Annotated in this window: 19 protein-coding genes and 1 riboswitch; of the genes, 10 read left to right on the top strand and 9 right to left on the bottom strand. The window is 57.5% G+C overall.

The window, feature by feature from the left end; genetic code table 11:
• Positions 1 to 242: 242 nt before the first annotated feature.
• Complete coding sequence (locus tag AB4Y89_RS22915) at positions 243 to 1580, top strand: replication-associated recombination protein A (protein WP_442303266.1); 1338 nt, start codon at positions 243 to 245, stop codon at positions 1578 to 1580.
• A gap of 233 nt (positions 1581 to 1813) precedes the next feature.
• Here the strand turns inward: AB4Y89_RS22915 and AB4Y89_RS22910 are convergent, their stop codons facing one another.
• The gene (locus tag AB4Y89_RS22910; protein ID WP_442303265.1) at positions 1814 to 2281 is read right to left on the bottom strand and encodes an AI-2E family transporter; all 468 of its coding nucleotides are present in this window, start codon (positions 2279 to 2281) and stop codon (positions 1814 to 1816) included.
• 103 nt (positions 2282 to 2384) lie between these two features.
• Between AB4Y89_RS22910 and AB4Y89_RS22905 the strand changes: the two genes are divergently transcribed.
• The 3 genes from AB4Y89_RS22905 to AB4Y89_RS22895 all read left to right on the top strand — a co-directional run bounded on the left by AB4Y89_RS22905 (position 2385) and on the right by AB4Y89_RS22895 (position 5096).
• A complete protein-coding gene (locus AB4Y89_RS22905; protein ID WP_442303264.1) occupies positions 2385 to 3716 on the top strand; it encodes an alpha-amylase domain-containing protein in 1332 nt (443 codons plus the stop codon).
• A gap of 87 nt (positions 3717 to 3803) precedes the next feature.
• Positions 3804 to 4115 carry a hypothetical protein gene (locus AB4Y89_RS22900; RefSeq protein WP_442303263.1) on the top strand — a complete coding sequence of 104 codons (312 nt, stop codon included), beginning with the start codon at positions 3804 to 3806 and terminating at the stop codon, positions 4113 to 4115.
• Positions 4116 to 4133: 18 nt separating this feature from the next.
• The gene (locus tag AB4Y89_RS22895) at positions 4134 to 5096 is read left to right on the top strand and encodes an MBL fold metallo-hydrolase (protein ID WP_442303262.1); all 963 of its coding nucleotides are present in this window, start codon (positions 4134 to 4136) and stop codon (positions 5094 to 5096) included.
• 100 nt (positions 5097 to 5196) lie between these two features.
• Here AB4Y89_RS22895 and AB4Y89_RS22890 read toward each other — a convergent pair whose 3' ends face one another.
• Both AB4Y89_RS22890 and AB4Y89_RS22885 read right to left on the bottom strand, forming a co-directional pair.
• A complete protein-coding gene (locus AB4Y89_RS22890) occupies positions 5197 to 5568 on the bottom strand; it encodes a MarR family winged helix-turn-helix transcriptional regulator (protein WP_442303261.1) in 372 nt (123 codons plus the stop codon).
• A gap of 29 nt (positions 5569 to 5597) precedes the next feature.
• Positions 5598 to 5966, bottom strand: a complete 369-nt coding sequence (locus AB4Y89_RS22885) for a hypothetical protein (protein WP_442303260.1) — start codon at positions 5964 to 5966, stop codon at positions 5598 to 5600.
• A gap of 94 nt (positions 5967 to 6060) precedes the next feature.
• On the opposite strand from AB4Y89_RS22885, the gene purQ reads away from it, so the two are divergent.
• Both purQ and AB4Y89_RS22875 read left to right on the top strand, forming a co-directional pair.
• Positions 6061 to 6756: a phosphoribosylformylglycinamidine synthase subunit PurQ gene (purQ, locus tag AB4Y89_RS22880; RefSeq protein WP_442303259.1), complete on the top strand. Its 696-nt coding sequence runs from the start codon at positions 6061 to 6063 to the stop codon at positions 6754 to 6756.
• Between the two features lie 18 nt (positions 6757 to 6774).
• Entirely contained in the window at positions 6775 to 7575 is an 801-nt protein-coding gene (locus AB4Y89_RS22875) for a tyrosine-protein phosphatase (protein WP_442303258.1), read from the top strand.
• Between the two features lie 449 nt (positions 7576 to 8024).
• Here AB4Y89_RS22875 and AB4Y89_RS22870 read toward each other — a convergent pair whose 3' ends face one another.
• A complete protein-coding gene (locus AB4Y89_RS22870; protein WP_442303257.1) occupies positions 8025 to 8750 on the bottom strand; it encodes an SDR family NAD(P)-dependent oxidoreductase in 726 nt (241 codons plus the stop codon).
• Positions 8751 to 8932: 182 nt separating this feature from the next.
• Complete coding sequence (locus AB4Y89_RS22865; RefSeq protein WP_442303256.1) at positions 8933 to 9457, bottom strand: carboxypeptidase-like regulatory domain-containing protein; 525 nt, start codon at positions 9455 to 9457, stop codon at positions 8933 to 8935.
• A gap of 225 nt (positions 9458 to 9682) precedes the next feature.
• On the opposite strand from AB4Y89_RS22865, the gene AB4Y89_RS22860 reads away from it, so the two are divergent.
• The 3 genes from AB4Y89_RS22860 (at position 9683) to AB4Y89_RS22850 (ending at position 12386) form a co-directional block, all read left to right on the top strand.
• Complete coding sequence (locus tag AB4Y89_RS22860) at positions 9683 to 9979, top strand: co-chaperone GroES (protein ID WP_442303255.1); 297 nt, start codon at positions 9683 to 9685, stop codon at positions 9977 to 9979.
• A 98-nt stretch (positions 9980 to 10077) separates the two neighbouring features.
• A complete protein-coding gene (gene groL / locus AB4Y89_RS22855; protein ID WP_442303254.1) occupies positions 10078 to 11745 on the top strand; it encodes a chaperonin GroEL in 1668 nt (555 codons plus the stop codon).
• A 203-nt stretch (positions 11746 to 11948) separates the two neighbouring features.
• Entirely contained in the window at positions 11949 to 12386 is a 438-nt protein-coding gene (locus AB4Y89_RS22850; RefSeq protein WP_442303253.1) for an REP-associated tyrosine transposase, read from the top strand.
• 150 nt (positions 12387 to 12536) lie between these two features.
• On the opposite strand, the gene AB4Y89_RS22845 is transcribed toward AB4Y89_RS22850, so the two are convergent.
• From AB4Y89_RS22845 to AB4Y89_RS22835, 3 genes are all read right to left on the bottom strand, one after another.
• The gene (locus AB4Y89_RS22845) at positions 12537 to 13517 is read right to left on the bottom strand and encodes a zinc-dependent alcohol dehydrogenase family protein (RefSeq protein WP_442303252.1); all 981 of its coding nucleotides are present in this window, start codon (positions 13515 to 13517) and stop codon (positions 12537 to 12539) included.
• A 223-nt stretch (positions 13518 to 13740) separates the two neighbouring features.
• Positions 13741 to 14652, bottom strand: a complete 912-nt coding sequence (locus AB4Y89_RS22840; RefSeq protein WP_442303251.1) for a hypothetical protein — start codon at positions 14650 to 14652, stop codon at positions 13741 to 13743.
• Between the two features lie 108 nt (positions 14653 to 14760).
• Positions 14761 to 17997, bottom strand: a complete 3237-nt coding sequence (locus AB4Y89_RS22835) for a TonB-dependent receptor domain-containing protein (protein WP_442303250.1) — start codon at positions 17995 to 17997, stop codon at positions 14761 to 14763.
• 570 nt (positions 17998 to 18567) lie between these two features.
• On the opposite strand from AB4Y89_RS22835, the gene AB4Y89_RS22830 reads away from it, so the two are divergent.
• Positions 18568 to 19137 (top strand): outer membrane beta-barrel protein, encoded by a 570-nt coding sequence (locus tag AB4Y89_RS22830; RefSeq protein WP_442303249.1) that lies wholly within the window; start codon positions 18568 to 18570, stop codon positions 19135 to 19137.
• 76 nt (positions 19138 to 19213) lie between these two features.
• On the opposite strand, the gene AB4Y89_RS22825 is transcribed toward AB4Y89_RS22830, so the two are convergent.
• The gene (locus tag AB4Y89_RS22825; protein ID WP_442303248.1) at positions 19214 to 21652 is read right to left on the bottom strand and encodes a TonB-dependent receptor; all 2439 of its coding nucleotides are present in this window, start codon (positions 21650 to 21652) and stop codon (positions 19214 to 19216) included.
• A gap of 27 nt (positions 21653 to 21679) precedes the next feature.
• Positions 21680 to 21893: riboswitch (cobalamin riboswitch) on the bottom strand.
• Positions 21894 to 21896: the final 3 nt, after the last annotated feature.

Below are 21896 nucleotides of genomic sequence, written 5' to 3'. Positions count from 1 at the left end.
GCTACACACATCGCTCTTCGACCATGCACCGTCAATCGGGCATGATAGTGATAGTCCATCCGTTCCTCCGGAAACTTCTATTTGCTCGTCACAAACAGAATCTCCAGATACAAACGGATGGACAACAACCTCTTGAAACATCACAGGTGTCCCGGAAAAAGAGTACCGCGGCGTTTTCATTGCGGAAAACGCCCATAGATGCGGAAGCCCTACACTACACCTACAGGGAAAATACTCCAACGATGGGACTCTTTGATGTATCGCCGATGGTGCGGGATACCGGCACGTCACGTGCTCCGCTGGCTGAACGGATGCGGCCGCGCACGCTGGATGAATTCACCGGGCAGGAACACCTGCTTGCCCCCGGCAAGCCGCTGCGCACCCAGATCGAACAGGACGATGCCGCCTCCATCATTCTGTGGGGGCCGCCGGGAGTCGGTAAGACGACCCTGGCAAAGATCATCGCGCGCGTAACGCAGGCCACCTTTATCGAGTTTTCGGCAGTGCTCTCCGGCATCAAGGAGATCAAGCAGGTGATGGCCGACGCGGAGAAAGCCGCGCAGATGGGTTCGCGCACCATCCTGTTCATCGACGAGATTCATCGCTTCAACAAGGCACAGCAGGACGCCTTTCTGCCCTATGTCGAGCGCGGCTCTATTCGCCTGATCGGAGCGACGACCGAGAACCCCTCCTTTGAAATTAATGCCGCGCTGCTCTCCCGTTGCCGCGTCTACACCCTGCAGCAGCTCACGCAGCCGCAAATTATCAGCCTGCTGCACCGTGCGTTGCGCGATGAAGAGCGGGGCCTCGGCAAGCTGGGTTTGACCGCGGACGAAGCTGCCATGGCCACACTTGCCAGCTACTCCAGCGGAGACGCACGGTATGCGCTGAATGCGCTGGAGGTCGCCGCCAAGCTGGCGGTCTCGCGTAAACAGAACGCGCTGACAGAATCGCTGGTCACCGATGCTCTGCAGCAGCGCGTGCTGCTCTATGACAAGAGCGGCGAACAGCACTACGATCTGATCTCGGCGCTGCACAAGTCGGTGCGGAACTCCGACGCCGATGCCTCTCTGTACTGGCTTGGCCGGATGCTCGCCGCCGGCGAAGACCCCATGTATGTGGCTCGCAGAGTGGTTCGGATGGCCGTAGAAGATATCGGCCTGGCGGCGCCGGAGGCGCTCAATCTCTGCCTTTCGGCGCGCGATGCCATGCACTTCCTCGGTTCTCCGGAAGGAGAGCTCGCGCTCGCCCAGGCCGTGACCTACCTCGCCCTGGCGCCGAAGTCGAATGCGGTCTACACCGCATGGGGTGCGATCCAGCAGGATATCCAGCGCACGGCCGCGGAGCCTGTGCCGCTGCACCTTCGCAATGCTCCCACCTCGCTGCTGAAGTCACTCGATTATGGGAAGGATTATCAGTACGCCCACGACATCGAAGGCAAGGTGGCCGATATGGATTGCCTGCCTCCGTCTCTCGCGAACCGCCGCTACTACCATCCCACGCAGGATGGCCGTGAAAAGCTACTCGCGCAGCGCATGGAGGAGATCCGGCGCATTCGCGAATCGAAACGCAAAGGTTAGCCAGCTAGGCAGCAAATAATAGGAGAGTCGACTTTCTCGTTGCCCCGTTCCTTCGCTGGTAAGCGAAAGAACAGGGTATCGCGCTATGCGCGACCGTTTCTTCGAAACACTTGAAGGATTTGTACTTTCTAAAAAAGAAACCGGTCTCGCTCCGCTGATCCCCCACCCTTCGCGATAAAACCGCGAAGAATGAGTCAACGAAGGCATGCAAACGGCTGATCGCTCTAGCCACACTAATTTACCTTGGGCTTCCGAAACGCATAGATAATGGCCAGCAGTGGCGGGGCCAGCAAGACTCCCCAGAAGGGGATGATGATGCCCAGCACAATCGGCCCGAAGAAGGCTGCCCACCAGGGAACACGCGCCGTCCGCTTCAGCAGATAGGGTTGAATCAGCAGACCGTCTATGGCCGCGATCGCGCCATAGAGGCCCAGCAGCCAGCAGTAGCTGTACCAGTCCTTATCGGTAAACAGGAGCGCCAGCGCAGGACCGCAGACGCCAAGTACAGGACCGAAGTTGGGAATGAACTGCAGCAGCCCGCCGAGCATGCCCCACAGCGGAGCCAGTGGGACACCGATGAGGGTAAGTCCAAGCCACCACAACGCACCCACGATCAGTGCATCGAGTGTCGTGGCGCGCCACCACGCCACCAAGGCTCCGCCGGCCGTCTTTAGTGCATTCTCGCGATCAAAGCCGGTCAAAGCAGCCCTCCGAAGAAATCGGCATCCAAACACTTTGGATGCGCCATCAAGCACATAAGACTACAGCACAGCGCATGCACCATCTTCCCCTGGAGAACGCGATATGGCCGTCATGATGCAGGCTTTTTACTGGGACGCCCCGATCCATGAAAACAAGGCCGGCGAATGGTGGAATCACCTCAGAGAACTTACACCGCAGCTTGCGGACTCGGGCATCAATGCGCTTTGGCTTCCTCCGATCTCAAAAGCCGCGGACATCAAGTCGAACGGTTATGACCCCTATGACTACTTTGACCTTGGAGACTTCGACCAGAAGGGCGGCGTCAAGACACTGTACGGCAACCGCGCCGAACTGGAGGCTTTGATCAAGACCATCCATGACCACAAGATCGGAGCCTATGCCGATATGGTGATCAATCACAACTCCGGCGCCGACGGAGAGGAGCTAAATCCGCTGGATGGACAGAAGCGATGGACGAAGTTCACCCCGAAGTCGGGTAAATTTCCTCGAGACTGGAACTGCTTTCATCCCTCCCGTTATGAGCAGGTAATGATGGAGGGCGAGAACTTCGCCGGCTTCCCTCACCTGTGTCATCGCAATCCGCGGGTCTATGAGGCCATGTACGAGTACTCCCGCCTGCTCATTGAAGAGTTGAAGTTTGACGGCTTTCGCTTCGACTTCGTCAAGGGCTATGAGCCGTGGATGATCGGGCTGCTGGCGAAGTATCGCTATGAGCGCGATGGCAAAGACTTCGTCCCGTTTGTCGTAGGCGAACACTGGTCGTCGAAGGAAGAAATCGGCGGGTGGCTGGAACGGGTAAACCGCCACACTGACTCACAGATTGCCGCATTTGACTTCCCTTTGCGGTACAAGCTCAAGGATCTGTGTGACACGCTGCAGTACGATCTTCGGAACCTGACTGACGACGGAGCCGTCGTTACCAAACGCCCATTCAATGCTGTGACCTTCGTTGACAACCACGACATGGGTGGCGGCGAGATCATCAACGACAAGATGCTGGCCTACTCATTCATCCTGGTCAATGAGGGCTACCCCTGCATCTTCTGGTACGACTACTTCAACCACGGCCTGGCAAGACCACAGACCCCCAATGGAATCGATGCTCTGATCGACGTGCATCACCGGTACGCCGGCGGTGATGCCTCCATTCTGCACGCGGATCCGGATCTTTACATCCTGCAGCGCGGGGGCTTCGAACAACAGCAGGGGCTGGTCTACGTCCTGAACAATCTCGGAGACAAATGGTCCGGAACACAGGTTAAGACTCGCTGGCCGAACCAGAAGTTCCGCCCCCTTGCCTGGGACGGGCACGACATCGCCCACCCGGACGAACGCTATACGGACGAGGAGGGCCAGGCGGAGTTTCCCGCGCCTCCGCGGGGATACTGTGTCTACGTTCCGGTAGAGGATTAGGACCACAAAATAACGGGGTCAACCTTTCCACCGCTCAAACGTCCATTAGCATTTTTCCTGTAGGTGTAGAGCAGGGCTTGTGCATCTATGGGCGTTTTCCGCAATGAAAACGCCGCTGCACGCTCCTCCCGGGATACCCATCAACAGGAAAAATGCTCTAGCATGGATGTCGTTATGGCCTTGCCGAAAAAAATCTGTGCCCTCTGTGAGGAAGAATTCGAACTGAAGCCTGACAAGCCCGGCTTCGCGAACCACTGCCCAACCTGTACTGCATTCGAGCTGGAAGAAGCTGCCGCCAAACAGGCCCCGAAGGACGCCGATCAAGTCCGGTACGAGGCCGAGGTCAACGAGGCCCGGCGTTCTTCCATGAAGAACCTGCTCTACCGCAAGGACAGCTAGTCGATAGCAAGGGCTATCATGGCAGGCATCGCTTGGTTCCAGGAGTGTGCCACCGTGAAGCCCTTTTCCCTTTCCCTGCACATCGTCCTGTCCGTCGCCGGTTCCTTAGCCGCAGCACAGCAGGCCGCACCCAAGCCGCCGATGATCCCCAGCGGCGAGACGCGGAAGCTGACCGCTCATACCTATGCGATTGAAGACAAAGACACGACTCCGGGCGTGCCGAACATCGGCTTCGTCGTAGGTTCCCGTGGAGTCCTGGTGATCGACACCGGGATGGGGCCGCGAAACGGCAAGGTCGTCGTTGCCGAAGCCCAGAAGCTGGCGCCCGGACACCAGATCTATCTCGTCACCACGCATGTGCATCCCGAACACGATCTCGGCGCCGAAGCCTTCCCGCCGCAGACGAAGATGATCCGCTCAGCCGACCAGGAGAAGGACATCGCCCAGTATGGCCTGAGCATGGCCAACACCTTCATCGCCCGCAGCACCGTCAATGCCGAGCTGCTAACCGGAGCAAATTTCCGCACTGCCGACATTCATTTCGACAAATCGTACGACCTCGACCTGGGCGGTGTTGCTGTCCGCATTCTGGCGATGGGGCCAAACCATACCCGTGGCGACACCGCAGTCTGGGTACCTGCCGATCGGGTCCTGTTTTCCGGCGATGTTGCCATGAAGGGGATGCCGTCATTTGCCGGCCCCGACTCCAGCGTGAAGCAGTGGCTGGCCAGCCTGCAGACCTTTGCTTCCCTGAAACCGGCCATCGTTGTTCCCAGTCATGGACCGATTGGAGATGCCGGCTACATCACCGGATATCAGTCGCTGCTGACCACCGTGCGTGATCGCACCGCGGCGCTCAAGCGGCAAGGAAAATCTCTGGAAGAAGTGACATCCACGCTAACTGCCGAACTCAAGCCGAAGTATGCCGATAGCAATCGTCTGGCCGGGGCTATTCGGGCAGCCTATGCTGAAGCCTCGTAATTAGAGCATTTTCCCTGTTGCCGGGCATTCCGGAAGAGACGTGCAGCGGCGTTTTCATTGGGGAAAAACGCCCATAGATGCGGAAGCCCTACACCTGCACCTACAGGGAAAATGCTCCGGCGGCGCGCATTGCGGCAAACAGTGCCTGCCAACCCTCGTCACCTAAAGCCTTGCGGAGACGTTTTTGCGCCCGCTGCCAATGCGGCATCGCGTCGGCCAAAAGCCGGCGGCCAAGGGGGGTGACGCGCAGTCCGCCGCGTCCCCCCTCTACCCAGTTGCGTTTCTTCATCACAGCGATGTCGCGGGAGACGGTGGTTTTATCCATGCACAGAGCATGGGCAAGACCGGCCTGGGTGCAAAGCGGCATATGCTCCATCATTTGCAGCAGACCGAACTGTGCCGGCTCCATGTGTCCCGCCATCTCCTCGGCATACAGGCGCGTCAACATTCTCGCCAGACGACGGGCAGACATGCAGGCACATGGAAGCTCTGGAAGAGTTGTCACTGCTTTGCCCCTAGCAGCCGCTTGAGTGGCTGCAGCGGCGCCAGGGGTGTGAACTGGAGATCGACAAGGCCGGCCTTATCCAGGGGCAGCGCGCCCATGATGCCCTTGGCATCGTCCACACTGGTGGCATTCAGCAGAAAGACGACGCCGGTGCCATCGGCACGCGAATACCACTGCAGGATCTTGCCGTCGAGATAAGCCTGGACGGTATCCATCACCTCCTGCTGCATGACGGGCGCCACCTTCGACCGCATCTCCGGCTTAACGGTGAGGCTCACCAGAACGCAGGTGGGTTTCATGGGTGTCTGGGAATGCACGCTTCCCCAACCGGCAAGAAGCAGGACGACGAGAAGAAATTTGCGCATGATGACTCCTGTGACATGAAGTTGTATATACAACTTATAGCCGCACACCTTCCTCTTCTGCAAAGAAATTCTCCGAAACGGCTACAATCAAGCCATGAAGTTTGGTGTCCTCGTCTTCCCCGGATCCAACTGCGACCACGATACCTACAACGTGCTCGACACCGTCGCGCATCAGCCGGTCACCTTCCTGTGGCATGAGTCGACCGATCTGCAGGGCTGCGATGCCATCCTTGTGCCGGGGGGCTTCGCTTATGGCGACTACCTCCGCACCGGAGCCATCGCCCACTTCGCCCCAGTGATGGGCGCCGTGAAGAAGTTCGCGGCGAACGGCGGGCTGGTGATGGGCATCTGCAACGGCTTCCAGATTCTGACCGAGAGCGGTCTGCTGCCAGGCGCACTGATGCGCAACGCCGGCCTGAAGTACATCTGCAAACAGGTTCACCTGCGGACAGAGACGACCGACTCCCCGTTTACCGCTTCCCTCTCCCAGGGAGAGGTGTTACAGATGCCGGTCGGCCACATGGAAGGCAATTACTTTTGCGATGAGGCCACGCTGGCTCAGCTTGAAAAGCAGAATCGCATCGCCTTCCGTTACGCCACTCCCGAAGGCCAGGTCATACCTGAAGCAAATCCCAACGGCTCCCTGAAGAACATTGCCGGCATCCTCTCGGAAGGCCGCAATGTACTCGGTCTGATGCCGCATCCGGATCGCTCCAGCGAGGCGATGCTCGGCTCTGCCGATGGCTTGAAACTGTTCCAGAACATGGTGTCGGCGCTTGCCGCCAGATGATAGGCTAAGCACTTCAGAATGATCGATCTTCATCATCATCTGCTCTATGGTCTCGACGATGGTGCGCGAACGCTGGAAGATTCGCTCAACATGACGCGCATGGCCATCGAAGATGGCATTACTCACATTGTGTGTACGCCACATGCCAATCACCGGTATCGTTTCGATCCGGAGATCAACAACGCGCGCCTGAACGATATCAAGCAGGAGCTGAATCGCAGCGGCGATGGCGACAAGATCACCTTCGGACTCGGCTGCGACTTCCACATGACGTACGACAACATCGAAGACGCCAAGGTGAATCCTGCCAAATACAGCATCAATGGCAACGGATATCTCCTGGTGGAGCTTCCCGATGAAGGCATTCCCGTCGGTCTGACCGAGACCTTCTACCAGCTCCAGCTCGCCGGCCTGACGCCGATCCTTACACACCCGGAGCGCAACGCCACGCTACAGCGCAACCCGGACCGGATGAAGAACTGGATCCGCGGGGGCCTTCTGGTCCAGGTCACGGCAGGTTCCGTGATCGGCCGCTTCGGCCGCCTGGCGCAGGCCCTGGCCTCCCGCATGCTTGCGGATCACTGGGTTCATATCATCGCGACGGACGCACATAACGTCTCCAGCCGCCCGCCAAAGATGCGTCAGGCAACTGATGCCATTGAGGAGATGTACGGCGCTGAGACTGCCCGCCGCCTCTGCATCGAGAACCCAAGGCGCATCTTCTACGGAAAGCCGTTGGGAGAGCAGCCGGAACCAATCGGCATCTATGGGGATCTGCAGCCGAAGAAGTCCTGGTTCGATAAACTGCTCCGCCGCTAGAACGCTGATTTGGTCACCAAACTGGGTGCCCCATCCATTGCGTACCGGGGTCCCCGGCGAACCTGTTCGCTGGGGTGAATAGCAATGGGTGGGATGTTCGAGCGCAGATCGAATTGGTTTGATCTCCGGGTCCGCTTCGACATGACGGACGAAAGGCGGTCCGAGCATAGCTCGAATTTTCCACTCACGCTTCGGGTGACCACCCCAGCGAACAAGTTCGCCGGGAACCCCACCCTTCGCGATAAAGCTGCGAAGAATGGGGCAACGAGAGTATCGGCTCGACCGAATTTTTCGATCCAACTAGCAACCAGGAACCAGCAACTAGAGCAGTTCTCCTAAAGGTGTAGAGCGAAGCGTTTGCAGTTTGCGCCGTTTTCCTTCGAAGAAAACGGCATTCGCAGATTTCTCCAACACCACAGTATTAGGAGAATTGCTCTAGCAACTCGTCTTTACAGCGACAGTCCCCCGTCGACGCTGATTAGCTGCCCGGTAATGAAATGCGGTCCAGTCGCGAAGAAGAGCACCGCGGCGGCTACCTCTTCAGCGCTCCCGTTGCGCTTCATCGGGGTACGTTCGGCGAAATGCTGATACTCAGCCTCCACCTCGCCGAAGACAATCATTCCCGGCGCGACACAATTCACACTGATCTCCGGAGCCCAGGCCTTGGCCATCGTCTGACTCAGCATGTGCAGCGCCGCCTTGGAGGTGCAGTAATGCGCGTGCGTCGCCCAGGGATGCAGACCTCCCATGGAGCCGATGTTCACGATGCGTCCACGACTGGCTTTCAGATATGGAAACGCCGCCTGGGCTACCAGAAATGGTCCACGCGTATTGGTCTCTGCCATGGCGTCCCATTGCTCGACTGTAAGGTGCTCAAGGGCTGCCGTTTCAAAGCGGCCCGCATTATTTACCAGTAGGTCCAACCCGCCCATCGTCTCCGCCGCCCGATGCACCGCCTCCCGCACGCTCTGCGGCAGACGTAATTCGCAGGAGATGGCATAGGCCGCAACACTCAACGCCTTGATCTCCGAGACCACACGCTCGGCCTCGGCAGCAGACTCCCGGTAGGTGATGGTTACATCCGCACCCGCACGCGCCAGCTCCAACGCGATCGCACGACCGATTCTTCTGGCGCCCCCGGTGACCAGCGCTCGCTTCCCTGAAAGCAGACCCATGCCGGAATTAGAGCATTTCTCCTAAAACTGTAGGTTTGGAAAATCTGCGAATGCCGTTTCTTCGCGGAAAACGGCGCAAACAGCCAAAACTTCACCCCTGCGAACAAGTTCGCTGGGGACCCCGAAACTTCGCAACAAAGCAAATGGGCCGCCCACAGGCGGCCCGTTCGAGAACATCATGATTACTTCGGCGACGAGGTATTGTTCGTCTTGTTGTCCGGAGTATTGTTCGTCTTACTGTCCTTCGGCCGGTTCGCTTCCTGTACGCCAGCCTTACGCTGCGACTCCTTGTCGCCGTGGTCCTGATACGCAGAGACCTGCTCCCGCGGCCGAATAACGCGTACCTCGATCGCCTTATTCGCCTCTGCTACCTGGTACTCCTTGGCATAGCTGGCAAACCCGGTCGCTAGCACCTGCAGCACTACGGTCGCTCCGCGCGGAATAACATCGATCGTCGCCTTACCGTCGGGTCCGGTCTTCACCTCATAGCTTCCGTTCGGCTGACCGTCTTCCATGGGACGGAAGATCACGGCCGCATTCTGAATCGGCTTGCCGTTGAAGTCCTTCACCACCAGAACTTCAATACGCGAGGTCTCCGGCGGCGCCTTGTACTTACGCCCATGTCGATCATCATGGTTGTCCTGGGCTCCGCTCACGCCCGTAACCGCCATTACCGCCGCCAACACTACAACACCTGCAAACCGCATCCTGGAGCCCCTCAAAAAGCTGACGTTATTGTACTTCCGCCCCCATAAGACGGGGGAGGATATCGTTCGATAGCTCCCAGCAAGAATGCTGAAGTAATATGAGCGCGTTTCACTCATATTTAATCTCCACAACTTGACTTCGCTTTCCCATTTGCATATCGTTAGCAATCGGAAGGCGTGAGTGCTAATTCCGCCGGACCAACCATTCCAAGGAGAAGTCAACACATGGCATCGACGACGTTTACTCCGCTGCATGACCGCATTCTGGTCAAGCGCGTAGAAGAGGGTGAGACTCTGCGCGGCGGCATCATCATCCCCGATTCAGCGAAGGAAAAGCCCTCGCAGGGCGAGGTTATCGCAGTGGGCAAGGGCAAGTCGAACGATGAGGGCAAGGTCTTCCCGCTCGATGTGAAGGTGGGTAACAAGATCCTCTTCGGCAAGTACTCCGGCACCGAGATCAAGCTCGACGGAGAAGAGTTCCTGATTATGCGCGAGGAAGAAGTCCTCGGCATCGTCAAGTAAATCCTCACAACCGATTCGTATCCCCTGCCCCATCGTCGGGCATGGACGAAATCCTATCTCGCCCGTTCTGCGGGCTAACGAACTAGAGGAAAAGAAATATGGCAAAGCAAATCCTGCACGGTGAAGACTCCCGCCAGGCCATTCTGCGCGGCGTGAACACGCTGGCCGACGCAGTGAAGGTCACCCTGGGCCCCAAGGGCCGCAACGTTGTTATCGAGAAGAAGTTCGGCTCTCCGACCATCACCAAGGACGGCGTGACAGTTGCCAAGGAGATCGAGCTCAAGGATCCGATCGAGAACGTCGGCGCCCAGCTCGTGAAGGAAGTGGCCTCGAAGACCTCGGACGTTGCCGGTGACGGCACCACCACCGCCACGGTTCTGGCGCAGGCTATCTATCGCGAGGGCGTGAAGACCGTTGCCGCCGGCGCGAATCCTACTGCTCTGAAGCGCGGCATCGACAAGGCTGTCGAGACCATCGTGGGCAAGCGCAAGGAAGACGGCTCGGTTGAGGGCGGCGCTCTAGCCAAGCTCTCCAAGCCGGTCTCCGGCGACATGATCGCCCAGGTCGGCACCATCTCGGCCAACTCCGACTCGCAGATCGGCTCCATCATCGCTGCCGCCATGCAGAAGGTTGGCAAGGATGGCGTGATCACCGTGGAAGAGTCCAAGACCATGGAGACACAGCTCGACGTCGTTGAGGGCATGCAGTTCGACCGCGGTTACCTGTCGCCCTACTTCGTCACCGATGCGGAGCGCATGGAAGCCGTTCTCGAGAACCCCTACATCCTGATCTACGAGAAGAAGATCTCCACAATGAAGGACCTGCTGCCCCTGCTGGAGCAGATTGCCCGTACCGGCAAGCCGCTGCTCATCATCGCAGAGGACGTCGACGGTGAGGCCCTGGCGACCCTGGTCGTCAACAAGCTGCGTGGCACGCTGAACGTCGCCGCCGTCAAGGCGCCTGGCTTCGGTGACCGCCGCAAGGCCATGCTGGGCGACATCGCCATCCTGACCGGTGGCCGCGCCATCACCGAAGACCTCGGCATCAAGCTCGAGAGCGTGAAGCTCGAGGATCTGGGCACCGCCAAGCGCGTGACCATCGACAAGGACAACACCACCATCGTCGACGGCGCTGGTAAGGACACCGAGATCGAAGGCCGTGTACGTGAGATCCGTGCGCAGGTCGAGAAGACCACCTCCGATTACGACCGCGAGAAGCTGCAGGAGCGCCTTGCCAAGCTAGTTGGCGGCGTTGCCGTCATCAAGGTCGGTGCTGCTACCGAGACCGAGATGAAGGAGAAGAAGGCTCGCGTTGAGGACGCAATGCATGCAACCCGCGCTGCCGTTGAAGAAGGCATCGTTCCGGGCGGCGGCGTCGCTCTGGTTCGCTGCGCCAAAGATGTCGACGCTCTGATCAAGACCCTCGAAGGCGATGAGAAGATCGGCGCCACCATCATCCGTCGCGCCATCGAAGAGCCCCTGCGCCAGATCGTCGGCAACGCCGGCGAAGAGGGTGCAGTGGTTGTCGGCAAGATCCTGGAAGGCAAGGACAACCAGGGTTACAACGCAGCCACAGGCGTCTTCGAGGACCTGGTTGCTGCCGGCGTCATCGATCCGACCAAGGTAACCCGCACCGCCCTGCAGAACGCTGCTTCCATCAGCGGCCTGCTGCTGACCACCGAGGCTCTGATCTCCGAGATCCCCGAGAAGGCTGCTGCGGCTGCCGGTGGCCACAGCCACGGCGGCGGCATGGACGGCATGTACTAGGTCCTGCGCGGACGGCGAATCGCGCCTTTGGCGCAAAGGCACAGAAAGGCCCCGGTTTCCGGGGCCTTTCTGCTTTTATCTGTCATCGACATCACCATCTCGGAGGAAAACCAACGAGAAAGCCTCTCTATACCGGGTGCCCCACCCTCGCAACGCTAGGGTGGGTTCGATGGCAATCAGCGCGGTTAACCTACAATCTCCTCATGCCATTAGGACTTGCCCGTCATACAGCTGAGGTTCATTTCGTGACCTTTAGTTGCGATGGTCGGCGTCCGTATTTAGGAACCGTTGCGGCAAAGGATCTATTTTTGGAGACCCTGCGGTCTGCCAGTCAGAAGTACCAGGTTGAGGTCATCGGCTATGTCATCATGCCAGAGCATGTCCACCTGCTGATTGCCATTCCCAAAGAAAAAGAAGAAGTAGCTCTCTGGACCTTCATTCAAGCCCTTAAAGTCTCAGTCGCAAAGCGCTCTCCGCAGAAACCATTCTGCTTACCCCGCTATTACGACTTCAACGTTCTCACTACGGCGAAGATTCGAGAAAAGCTCGACTACATGCATAACAACCCTGTCGTACGAGGGCTCGTTCCTTTGCCCGAAATGTGGCAGTGGTCGAGTTACAACATTCCTCTCGTCGTTTAGAGTCCCGTGCCATCGAACCCACCCTAGCGTTGCGAGGGGTGGGGCACCCGAAATAAGCACAACCATGTGCCACTCAAAAGCTGCGTTTAGTAATCAATCGACTTTCTTCCACTCATTTCGGCCGCATATCTTTGGGTCGAGCAAAACCTTCTAAACGACATCAATCACAATCTTTCCGTTCGCCTGACCGCTCTCGACAAGTTCATGCGCTTCGAGCGCGGTCTCGAAAGTAAAGCGACGCTCATCGACGATGGGGCGGAGTTTCCCCCGCTCTACCATGCGAGCTACTTCGCGCAATATCCATCCATGGTGGCTCCGACGCTCTCCAGTAATCAGAGGCAACAGGACAAAGACGCCTGAGTAGCTGGCGCCGTGACGCGAGAGTGCTTTTAGATCGTGTGCTCCCCATCCATAGCAACTGGCCACTCGGCCATAATTACGAATCGCTGCCATACAGTCGTCCAGGGGTTTGCCACCGACCGTGTCATAGCCGACATCGAATCCCACACCGCCTGTGTGGCGCTGCACATACTGATCCACCGGCTCATCGCGATCGATGGGCGTTGCGCCATAGCCTCGAACAATCTCAGCCTTGGACTCTGAGACGGTCGCAAAGACCTCCGCGCCCGCGGAGACTGCCATCTGCACAACGATATGACCGACGCCACCTGCGCCGCCGGTGACGAGGACACGATCACCAGCCTGCACCTGCGCGCGGTCTGCGAGACCTTCATACGCGGTAAGCGAGACCAGAGGTAGAGTCCCAGCCTCGCGCATGCTCAGGCTTTTCGGCTTCGGAGCAATCAGGTCGGCATCGACGGCCATGTACTCCGCCAGCGATCCCTGGATGCCACCGGCTCCGCCGGCAAGACCGTACACCTCGTCGCCAACTTCGAACTCAGAGACACCGATACCTACAGCCTCCACCACACCGGCCATATCTGTGCCCAGGATGCACGGAGCGGTCATCCCGCCGTGCGGAGCCTTGCCGGTACGGATCTTGCTGTCGATTGGGTTTACGCCGCTGGCATGAACACGTACCAGTACGTCATGGTCACCAATCTGGGGTTGAGGGACTTCGGCGATCCGGAATGCTCCGGTTTCAAAGCTGTCGACAACAAGGGCTTTCATGGTCATATCTGCGGTCAAAAAGGAGAACTCCAGTCTCCTTAGACTACTGTGTCCGGGAGAATGAACCACCGTTTGGTGGCAAAGACCATTTGTTGCCCTCATCGTTGTCTTAGAGTATTTTCCCTGTTGCTGGGTATCCCGGAAGAGGTGTGCGGCGGCGTTTTCATTGCGGAAAACGCCCATAGATAGGGAATCCCTACACAACACCTACAGGGGAAATACTCTATCGCGGTGAAGCCTCCACCATCATTGGGCCGGCGACCTTGGTTCCCTCAACCGACACCTTGAACCGTTGTAGACCCTTTCCTCCGCCTTCGAACTCCACGCGATAGGTATCGTAAAGCGCATCACTAAACCGCTTAAGGAACGGGCTGAAGCTGGGCGGGTCTCCTGTCCCGAGATAGTAGGCCGTTCCGCCAGTGGCAGCCGCGACGTCCGTTAGGTAGTTCTGGCCGCTGAAAGACGCCTGCATGCCGCGCATTGCCGCTCCGGTGAAGTAGATGGAATAAACCGCGACACCCGCACGTTGCGCATCGCTCTTGGCTGCATCCACATACGGACTGCTCTGGTTCAGTGGGCTCGTGCTGCCGTTATAGGGATCGACGCCGCTGGTGATCATCAGAACGACATGCGCCTTGCCATTGGGCTGCCAGTTCTTTACGAAGTCCGAGAGACAGAAGTAGGGGCTTGCACTTGCTCCAGGAAGTCCCTGTGTCAGACGAATCGCTTTGGCAGCCATATCATGTTCGGTAGTAAATCCCTGCGGCGTAACGACACGGCCGTTCTGCATGTAGCCGACCGTCACCGCGACATCCTGAGGCAGAGCTTGAATAAAGCTCTGGATATCGCCGAGCATGCGCCCGAAGCTGCTCTGCAGACCATCATCGATCAGAATTGCCAGCTCCACACCTGTTCCCTGCCCATGCCCCGACCCGCTAAGAACAGGATTCCACGCCGTGACACGGCGATCATCATCACCGAACTTCACCTTGACCTGAGAGATGTCGATATGCGGAGCTTCCGGCCCACGCTTATCCTCAACGCGCACCAGGGCCGAGGTTGAGACCGGACCTTCCACCTGTGCGACCGCGGTAGCGGTCAATACACCCATCAGCGCGAATCGTAACCAACGCATAGCGAACCTCCTGCGGGTTATAAGACGCGTGAGATAGAGAAAAAGATACAAACGTACGAAGGGCCGGAGAATCCTCCGGCCCTTCGCAACTTGTTGATAATTGCAGTGTTAGAAGATGATCTTCGCAGCGAACTGCACGTTGAAGGGCTCGCCCGAACCGATGCCAGGTGCACCGGCAGCGTCGCCGACGGTTGTGGTCGAGCGGCCGAAGTTGCCCGAGGTGAAGCTACCGCTCGGAGCCGCGAGGTTCAGACGATTGAAGATGTTGAACATCTCCGCACGGAGCTGAAGCTTGACACCCTCGTACAGCGCGGTGTTCTTCACCAACGAGGCATCGACCGTTCCAAGACCCGGGCCACGTACCGAGTTTCTCTGCGTGGCGCTATAGGTCCCGGCAGCCGGAGCTGCATAAGCGGACTTGGAGAACCACTGCACATAGGCACCGGCGGAGGCGCTGGCACGCGTCACCGTACGATCGCTGGTGTAGGGGTCGGCAACCTTGTCCACACGATCCTGGAACTCGCCAGTACCGCTGTTATTGACGCTGGTCTTCGGATTCAACGGCTTGCCCGTGAAGAAGGTCATGAAGCTGTTGACCTCCCATCCCGACGTAAGAGCCTTCAGGTTATTGCTGAATGTGGGAATCTCGTAAACGATGTAGCCATTGAACGTGTGGCGCACATCGAAGTCCGCGCTGCTGTATTCGGCGGCGAGGTTACGTGAATCCTGCGGAGCAAAACCGCGGGTTCCGGAGACATTGTCGAAGCTGTGACCGTAGGTATACGACCCCTGCGCCGTGATGCCATGGAATCCGCTGGTACGGATCGATCCCTGAAGCGAGTTGTAGTTCGACCCGGCGCTCGATTCATACTGGTTGATAGCAGCAAACGTTGGGAACTTCGAGTAGTACGGACGGGTGCTCTGGACCGTGCTCTTGCCCGTATTCTGCGCCGCCTGGTTGATGTCGCGCAGGTTGAACAGGTGACGGCCCACCGAACCAACGTAGCCGACCTGCAAGACAGTGTTGCGGCTCAACTGGTACTCGGTGTTCAGGTTGAAGTTCTGCAGGTAAGCGTTTTTGAAGTTCTGCGAGACCGTAGAGACGCCGAAGACTGCACCAGCGCTCGGGGAGCTCGGCAATGGATCCGTGTTGGTAACGATGCGGAATGGAGACGAATTCGAGACGGTAAACACAGGATTCGGACCAGCGTTATTTGCCTGGACACCAACCGAAGCGCCATTGCCGGGACGGTTGTCGAAGAAACCGTTCAGGTTAGGCAGATCGAAAAACAGGCCGTATGTTCCACGAACTACCAGCTTGTCCGTCAGCTTCGAGCTGAAGCCAAAGCGAGGCGAAACATTGGTATAGCGGCGCGGATACAACGTGGAGATGTCCTGACCGACGATCGAGTAACCGTTGGTGGCGTTCGGATTGAAGTTAGAGAAGGTGCCGTTCGTTGAATAGACCGGTCCGGAGTAATCCCAACGGACGCCATAATTCAGCGTCAGGGCTGGGCTGATCTGATACTGATCCTGGGCGAAGATATCCCACTGATTGACGAAAACATCACGCTGCAAAACGCCGCGAACGATGCTGCCGCTGGCGGCATAACCGGCCAGGAAGTCAGCGAGCGAGCGAACCGAGAAGTCCGATGCAGCGGACTCAAGGGAGCTATCTGTAGAGTAATCACCCTTCGTGTTGGCATTCAGCGTACCCGAAGCGGTTCCATTGTAGGAGAAGACACCACGAACGTTGCGCTGATAGAGCAGGTTCATATAGTTCCGGCGGAACTCACCACCGAAACGGAACTGGTGCTTACCCCAGACCAACGTCGCCGTGTCAGTGATATGCCCCGTGTAGTCCTGACGGCCCAATGGGGGTGTAACACCGACCTGATCGAAGTTAGTGATAGTGATGCTGGGAGCGCCGAAAAGGGATGAATTGGTAACGCCAGTGTTCAGGCCCAGGGCAGGAATGTTCTGGTTGTGAACATTGTCGTTGAAGGTCTGTCCGAAGTAGTTGATACCGACCAGAGCCTGATTCGAGAGATGATTCGACAGCATCCAGTTGTGCGTGATGGCGTAGTTGTGAACGTGATCCGGAGCGACCTGATAATACTCCCAGATATTGACACCGGCGTTACCCAACTGACGGCCCGAACCGATAAAAGCACGTACCGAGAGTGTCTGTTTCGAGTTGATGTTCCAATCCACTTTGCCGACTGCATTGTCGCTGTAGCCGCTCTGCGGACGAGCATCGGTAAAGTTGTTGGTGGTCGCCGCACCTGGTTTATTACCAAGAGGCCAAAGTGCGCTCAACAAATTGAGAGAGGTCTGGCTTACAGCAACACTGTGATTGTTGAGCAACGTGGTTGCTTTCGCGACCCATTGGTCTGTGGGTTCGGTTGCCGAACCGCTGGCGCCGATCACATATTTCTGGCGCTCATAGTCGACGAAGAAGAAGAGCTTGTCATGAAGGACCGGACCTCCTAGTGACCCGCCCCACTGATTGTTACGAATCTTCGGCTTACGAGCCGTTGTCGCAAGCATCTGACTCTTCGCTGCGAAAAACTCATTGCGGAGATAGTAGTAGGCGCTGCCATGGAACTTGTTCGTTCCGCTCTTGACCACCATGTTAACCAGGCCGCCGCCGTTACGCCCTACTTCGGCGTTGCCCTGTGACTGGACGGAGAACTGATCGATGGCTTCGATGGGAAGCGTCACACCAGCGATACCAGAAACACCACCCTGGTTCGCACCCTGCGAGTTGTGCCAGATGTCGTTGTTATCGACGCCGTCGATCTGCCAGTTGTTCTGGTTCGTACGGGCGCCATTCAGGGAACCGGCACCGTTGACGCCAGGAGTAATCTTGATCAACTGGGTAAAGTCACGTCCGTTAAGAGGAATGTTGGCAACGGCCTTCTCGTTTACCACAGCGGTATTGGTCGAAGAGACTGTATCAACCGCAACATCCGCCGCATTTACCTCGACCACCAGATTGTTGGTGGCTACCGAGAGCTTGGGAGACAGGGCGTACACCTCGCCTGGGCGAGTAGCGATGTCTGTGATCTTCGTGTCCGAGAAACCGGCAGCGGTGATCGTCACCGTGTACTTGCCGAGCGGAAGGTCCTGGAAAGAATAGGTTCCGTCGCCGGTGGACTCGGTCTCACGGTTCATGCCGGTGTCCTGGCCGAGCAGTGTGATCTTGGCGTGCGGAACAACTGCGCCGGTGCTGTCCAGAATCGTTCCGGCGATACCACCGCGGAAGGTCTGTGCCGACAGAGACACCGTCAACAACACAAAGAGAGATGCAACGATGCTTCGGAAGAAGCGGGTAATGCGCATGACTGGCTCCTGAAGTAGTGAAACGACTACGTTTGGGGTCTGTTGATGCGTTAACTGACTTTTGCTACGTTTTTTCGCGTGTGAAGAGGAACGGGGTCCCTAATAACAACAGCACGCCGTCATGCCGGCCTGAGGGGCCAGACAAGCGCCGGGATATTCCCGGAATGCGATGATTGCGGCTGACATGTACAAAGTCGTCTCCGTCTTATGTTGCTGTTGTTGTGTACATTCAGCATACCTGTATTACGGTTCGATGAACAAACTGTTCCGCTAAAAAAATAGCCGTTGTACGCTTCAACACCTGCGTTCCCGTCTCATGCAGCGCAAGAGAACCCCTATTTTTCAATACTTTATTCTTGCGCTCCAAGGAAAAATCTCTTCCAATAGACGCAGCAGGTCCCTACGGGCTGATTTCAGCCTGCCCCCTGCTATCCGACCGTTGAGCTCCAAAGCAGCCCCCCAGCCTTGTTAGGGCATCGTACGCAGGAGTGAATTTTCAACTGCATACGAATCTCTAACCTGCTGTCCCTGTTCGTTGGACCAAATTCGTCTTTTTTTCGGAGTCCTTCAATGCACGTTCGAACGAAGCTAGCTGTAGCTGTACTAGCCGTTATCTCGATTTTTGCTGTTTCCTCTTTCCCCGCCAATGCACAAGCCATCCCAGCCGGCAGAAAACGCGGTGGTGACCTCGATGCATTTTTCACCTATGGGCGCGCACGCACAGACTTCGGCCCCGTCAGGAATAACGTCTACACGGTTGGCGGAGACTACATGTTCCGGTATTTCGGAATGTTTCAGCCGGGCGTCAACATCCGGTATAGGGCTTCGACCGGTGCAGTGGTCAATGAGCCATTCTTTGGCGCCGGATTGGATGTCCGCCTGCCTGTTGTCTTTCACCTGCGTCCCTATGCCGTTGCCGATATGGGCATCGGCAGCGTGAAGCAAAAACCCTCTGGTATCAATGACTCAGGATCTTCTTACATTCTTGGCGGCGGCTTTGACGTTCCCGTCGTCAACAAGTTCGCTGCCCGCGCAGAATTCGACTATCAGCACATCCGAATCTCAGGCGGCGGCAGAAGCCCGGATCTGACTTTTACCCCGTACTCTATCAGCGTCGGTGTCGTGTACCGTATTCGCTAAGGCCTCTACCTCCCCAACATAAAAGCCCTTCCGGATGGAAGGGCTTTTTATGTTCGTTTTGTTGATCTATGCCGTCTTACTCCCGCACCAGTCTCAGCTTGATGCCGGCACGGAACGTAAACGGAAGTCCCGGATAACCGATCGGTCCCGTACGCTGCTGGCTTGTCAGATTATCGAGTTGCGTAAAGATCGACATGCTCGGCTTCCACTGATACGCGATATTCGCGTCCAGACGTTGATAGGCATAGTCGAGATTCTTATTCGGCAGCAACAGGGTATTTCCGCTGTTGATGTCGGAGTATGAAAGAAACGTCGAATCATCGCTGCGGCCAACCAGACCACCTTTCAGCGCTGCGGACCACTTGCTTGCCGTCCACTGCACGGCGAAGAAGCCCGCGTGTGTAGGACGCCGGAATGGTCGCTGCCCCACCAGCGGCGAGGTGCTTCCAATCGCGATTCCCGGGAAGTTCGGATTCGTCGTCGCCAGTCCACCCGAGACCGCATCCCCCGAAAGCGAACGCTGCACGTTGGCATCGAGATACGTATATCCTCCGCGTGCAAACCAGTGCTTCGTCAGCCGCCATTCACTCTCTGCTTCGAGTCCCTGTGCGCGATAGGCCAGTGAGTTTAGATCAGCACCGAAGATGGAATACGCAATGCCCGATGGGATGCCGAAGATATTGATCAGCGTACCCGCGTCTACATACTCGATCTGCCGATCGAACTGCGTATGGAAGTATCCGAGCTTCACGATTCCGCGCTGGCTCAGCAGGCTCTGCTCCAAACCTCCCTCATAACTCCGCGAACGCAACGCATTCATCGGAGTGACGTGATAGGTGTTGATCGCTGCCGAATTCCCGGAGCTGAGCAACAACGAATAGAGCGAAGAGAACTGCTCGGTCAGGGTTGGTTCCTGCACACCTTTGGAGAAGTTGAAACGCAGCTTCGTGCCGCGCGCGAATCCGTTTCCAGGAGCGATGGGGTACCAGGCGATGCCCAGCTTTGGCACACCTTCCAGACCAAAGAGCGCGTTCTTCTCGAGCTCTCCGCCGAGAGAGTAGAAGACACGGCTGGCAAAGTCACCCTGCATCTGAAGGGTATAGCCATAGTTGCCACGATCGGCCTTATTGAACGTGCCATAGGCTGAGTTCTTGTAGATGCCGCGCTCGTCCTCGTAGCGGAAGGCGCCCAGGACCGCCAGGTGCTGCGAGAAGCGATAGTCGGTCTGATAGTAGAGCTGGTCGCGGTTACTCACCTGGTCAGAACGCGTGGGATAGGCGAGACCAAAATCCATCGCCGCCTGGCCGCTCACCGAATATCCATTCGCTCCAGTGATCGTCACCGGACGACCGTAGTAGGTCGTGAAGCCAAAGCTCGTAATCGGAGTGCCGACAGGAGAGAACTGGAACAACTGTTCCCGTTTACGCGTGACACCATAGCGGACCAGGTTGTGCCACGCGCTGGTTGCCTGATAATCCAGAGACGCGCCGGAGATTAGGATCTGATCGGCCTGCTTGGCGTTGTCGGAGACGCCGTAGAAATCATGCGCATTGGGCACACCCACTGCGGCATCCGTATTGCGCAGCGTAAAGCGCAGCGAGGTCTTCGCATTGAGCACAAAGCCGAGGTTCGCCGCGGAAGTCGCATTGTGATAGCGGTTCCCGGGGAGAGCATTCGAAGAATCTACGCGCGAAAAACCGAGCAGGTAATCGAGCTTACGTGCGGAGCCGCTGAGGTCTCCCTCATTCCGCCAGGTGTGAAAATTTCCGGCATCTCCGGTGTATCGCAGGACAGGATGAATCGATGTTCCCTGCTGCGTAACCAGGCGCACGGCGCTTGCCGTCGCGCCAGACCCGACCGTAACGCTGTCCGGACCACGATGGACTTCGATGGTATCTAGCACAAAGCTCGCCAGGTTGCCGTAATCGAAACGGCCTCCCATATCTTCAGCCGGAATACCGTCGATGGTGACACGGTTGCCATCCGACTGGCCGCCTCGCACGAACTGCGAGGTCTGTCCGCCCATCTGTCCGCTCTGAACGATCTGCACTCCGGGCATCAAACGAAGCTCTTCACTGACACCATAACGAGGCCACAGAGAGTCCGGCTGAATCAGGCTTACGGAAGAACTGGTCTGGGAAAGCGTTGTCGGCAGACCGGTGGCGGTCACCGTGATCTCATCCTTGCGCTCATCGAGACGCAGCGTGACATCCTGCTGTACGAGGTCCAGCCGTCCGCCGTAAAAGCTGCGTGATGGTGTCGTTGCAAAACCCTGGCTGGAGGTCAGCAGCAGAAAGCGCCCGCCTTCTGAGGTACGCAGCTCATATTCGCCCTCAGGTCCACTCACGCCGTTAGCGACGACACTATTGCCGAGCAAGAGCTGCAATCGCGCTCCACTGACGCCGGCGCCCAGTTGATTGGTCACACGACCACGTACAACGACAGCATGTGCCGCGGAAGCAGATAACAGTATGGCTAGAATGGCCGCTCGCAGCCGGCCTGCAGGAATACTCATAAGACTCCTCCGTTCCCCCTCGGAACGTTGGCTGGTCACAGTGAAACCGGTCTCCTGACTTTACGCATTCCAGCAGATATCTTGGGCGTTCCCTTCCCGTCCTCAGGAACAGTGAGAAATAGCCGGCTGCTGATCGCCGCTCTCCTGGAGTAACGCTCCAAGGAGTGACGTGCGCTTACAGTTGCGGGGCAGTGGCGGAATCTCACCGCGCTTCCCGAACATTTCACCGCGTCGATTCTCTTAA

The organism is Terriglobus sp. 2YAB30_2 (genome assembly GCF_052114765.1).
Lineage (GTDB): Bacteria > Acidobacteriota > Terriglobia > Terriglobales > Acidobacteriaceae > Terriglobus.
This window is presented reverse-complemented; position numbering and strand designations above follow the sequence as displayed.

Excerpts from the sequence above, each read along its gene's own strand:
- AB4Y89_RS22915 (WP_442303266.1), top strand. The coding sequence starts at position 243 with ATGGGACTCTTTGATGTATCGCCGATGGTGCGGGATACCGGCACGTCA.
- AB4Y89_RS22905 (WP_442303264.1), top strand. The coding sequence starts at position 2,385 with ATGGCCGTCATGATGCAGGCTTTTTACTGGGACGCCCCGATCCATGAA.
- AB4Y89_RS22900 (WP_442303263.1), top strand. The coding sequence starts at position 3,804 with ATGGGCGTTTTCCGCAATGAAAACGCCGCTGCACGCTCCTCCCGGGAT.
- AB4Y89_RS22895 (WP_442303262.1), top strand. The coding sequence starts at position 4,134 with ATGGCAGGCATCGCTTGGTTCCAGGAGTGTGCCACCGTGAAGCCCTTT.
- AB4Y89_RS22890 (WP_442303261.1), bottom strand. The coding sequence starts at position 5,568 with ATGTCTGCCCGTCGTCTGGCGAGAATGTTGACGCGCCTGTATGCCGAG.
- AB4Y89_RS22885 (WP_442303260.1), bottom strand. The coding sequence starts at position 5,966 with ATGCGCAAATTTCTTCTCGTCGTCCTGCTTCTTGCCGGTTGGGGAAGC.
- purQ (WP_442303259.1), top strand. The coding sequence starts at position 6,061 with ATGAAGTTTGGTGTCCTCGTCTTCCCCGGATCCAACTGCGACCACGAT.
- AB4Y89_RS22875 (WP_442303258.1), top strand. The coding sequence starts at position 6,775 with ATGATCGATCTTCATCATCATCTGCTCTATGGTCTCGACGATGGTGCG.
- AB4Y89_RS22870 (WP_442303257.1), bottom strand. The coding sequence starts at position 8,750 with ATGGGTCTGCTTTCAGGGAAGCGAGCGCTGGTCACCGGGGGCGCCAGA.
- AB4Y89_RS22865 (WP_442303256.1), bottom strand. The coding sequence starts at position 9,457 with ATGCGGTTTGCAGGTGTTGTAGTGTTGGCGGCGGTAATGGCGGTTACG.
- AB4Y89_RS22860 (WP_442303255.1), top strand. The coding sequence starts at position 9,683 with ATGGCATCGACGACGTTTACTCCGCTGCATGACCGCATTCTGGTCAAG.
- groL (WP_442303254.1), top strand. The coding sequence starts at position 10,078 with ATGGCAAAGCAAATCCTGCACGGTGAAGACTCCCGCCAGGCCATTCTG.
- AB4Y89_RS22850 (WP_442303253.1), top strand. The coding sequence starts at position 11,949 with ATGCCATTAGGACTTGCCCGTCATACAGCTGAGGTTCATTTCGTGACC.
- AB4Y89_RS22845 (WP_442303252.1), bottom strand. The coding sequence starts at position 13,517 with ATGAAAGCCCTTGTTGTCGACAGCTTTGAAACCGGAGCATTCCGGATC.
- AB4Y89_RS22840 (WP_442303251.1), bottom strand. The coding sequence starts at position 14,652 with ATGCGTTGGTTACGATTCGCGCTGATGGGTGTATTGACCGCTACCGCG.
- AB4Y89_RS22835 (WP_442303250.1), bottom strand. The coding sequence starts at position 17,997 with ATGCGCATTACCCGCTTCTTCCGAAGCATCGTTGCATCTCTCTTTGTG.
- AB4Y89_RS22830 (WP_442303249.1), top strand. The coding sequence starts at position 18,568 with ATGCACGTTCGAACGAAGCTAGCTGTAGCTGTACTAGCCGTTATCTCG.
- AB4Y89_RS22825 (WP_442303248.1), bottom strand. The coding sequence starts at position 21,652 with ATGAGTATTCCTGCAGGCCGGCTGCGAGCGGCCATTCTAGCCATACTG.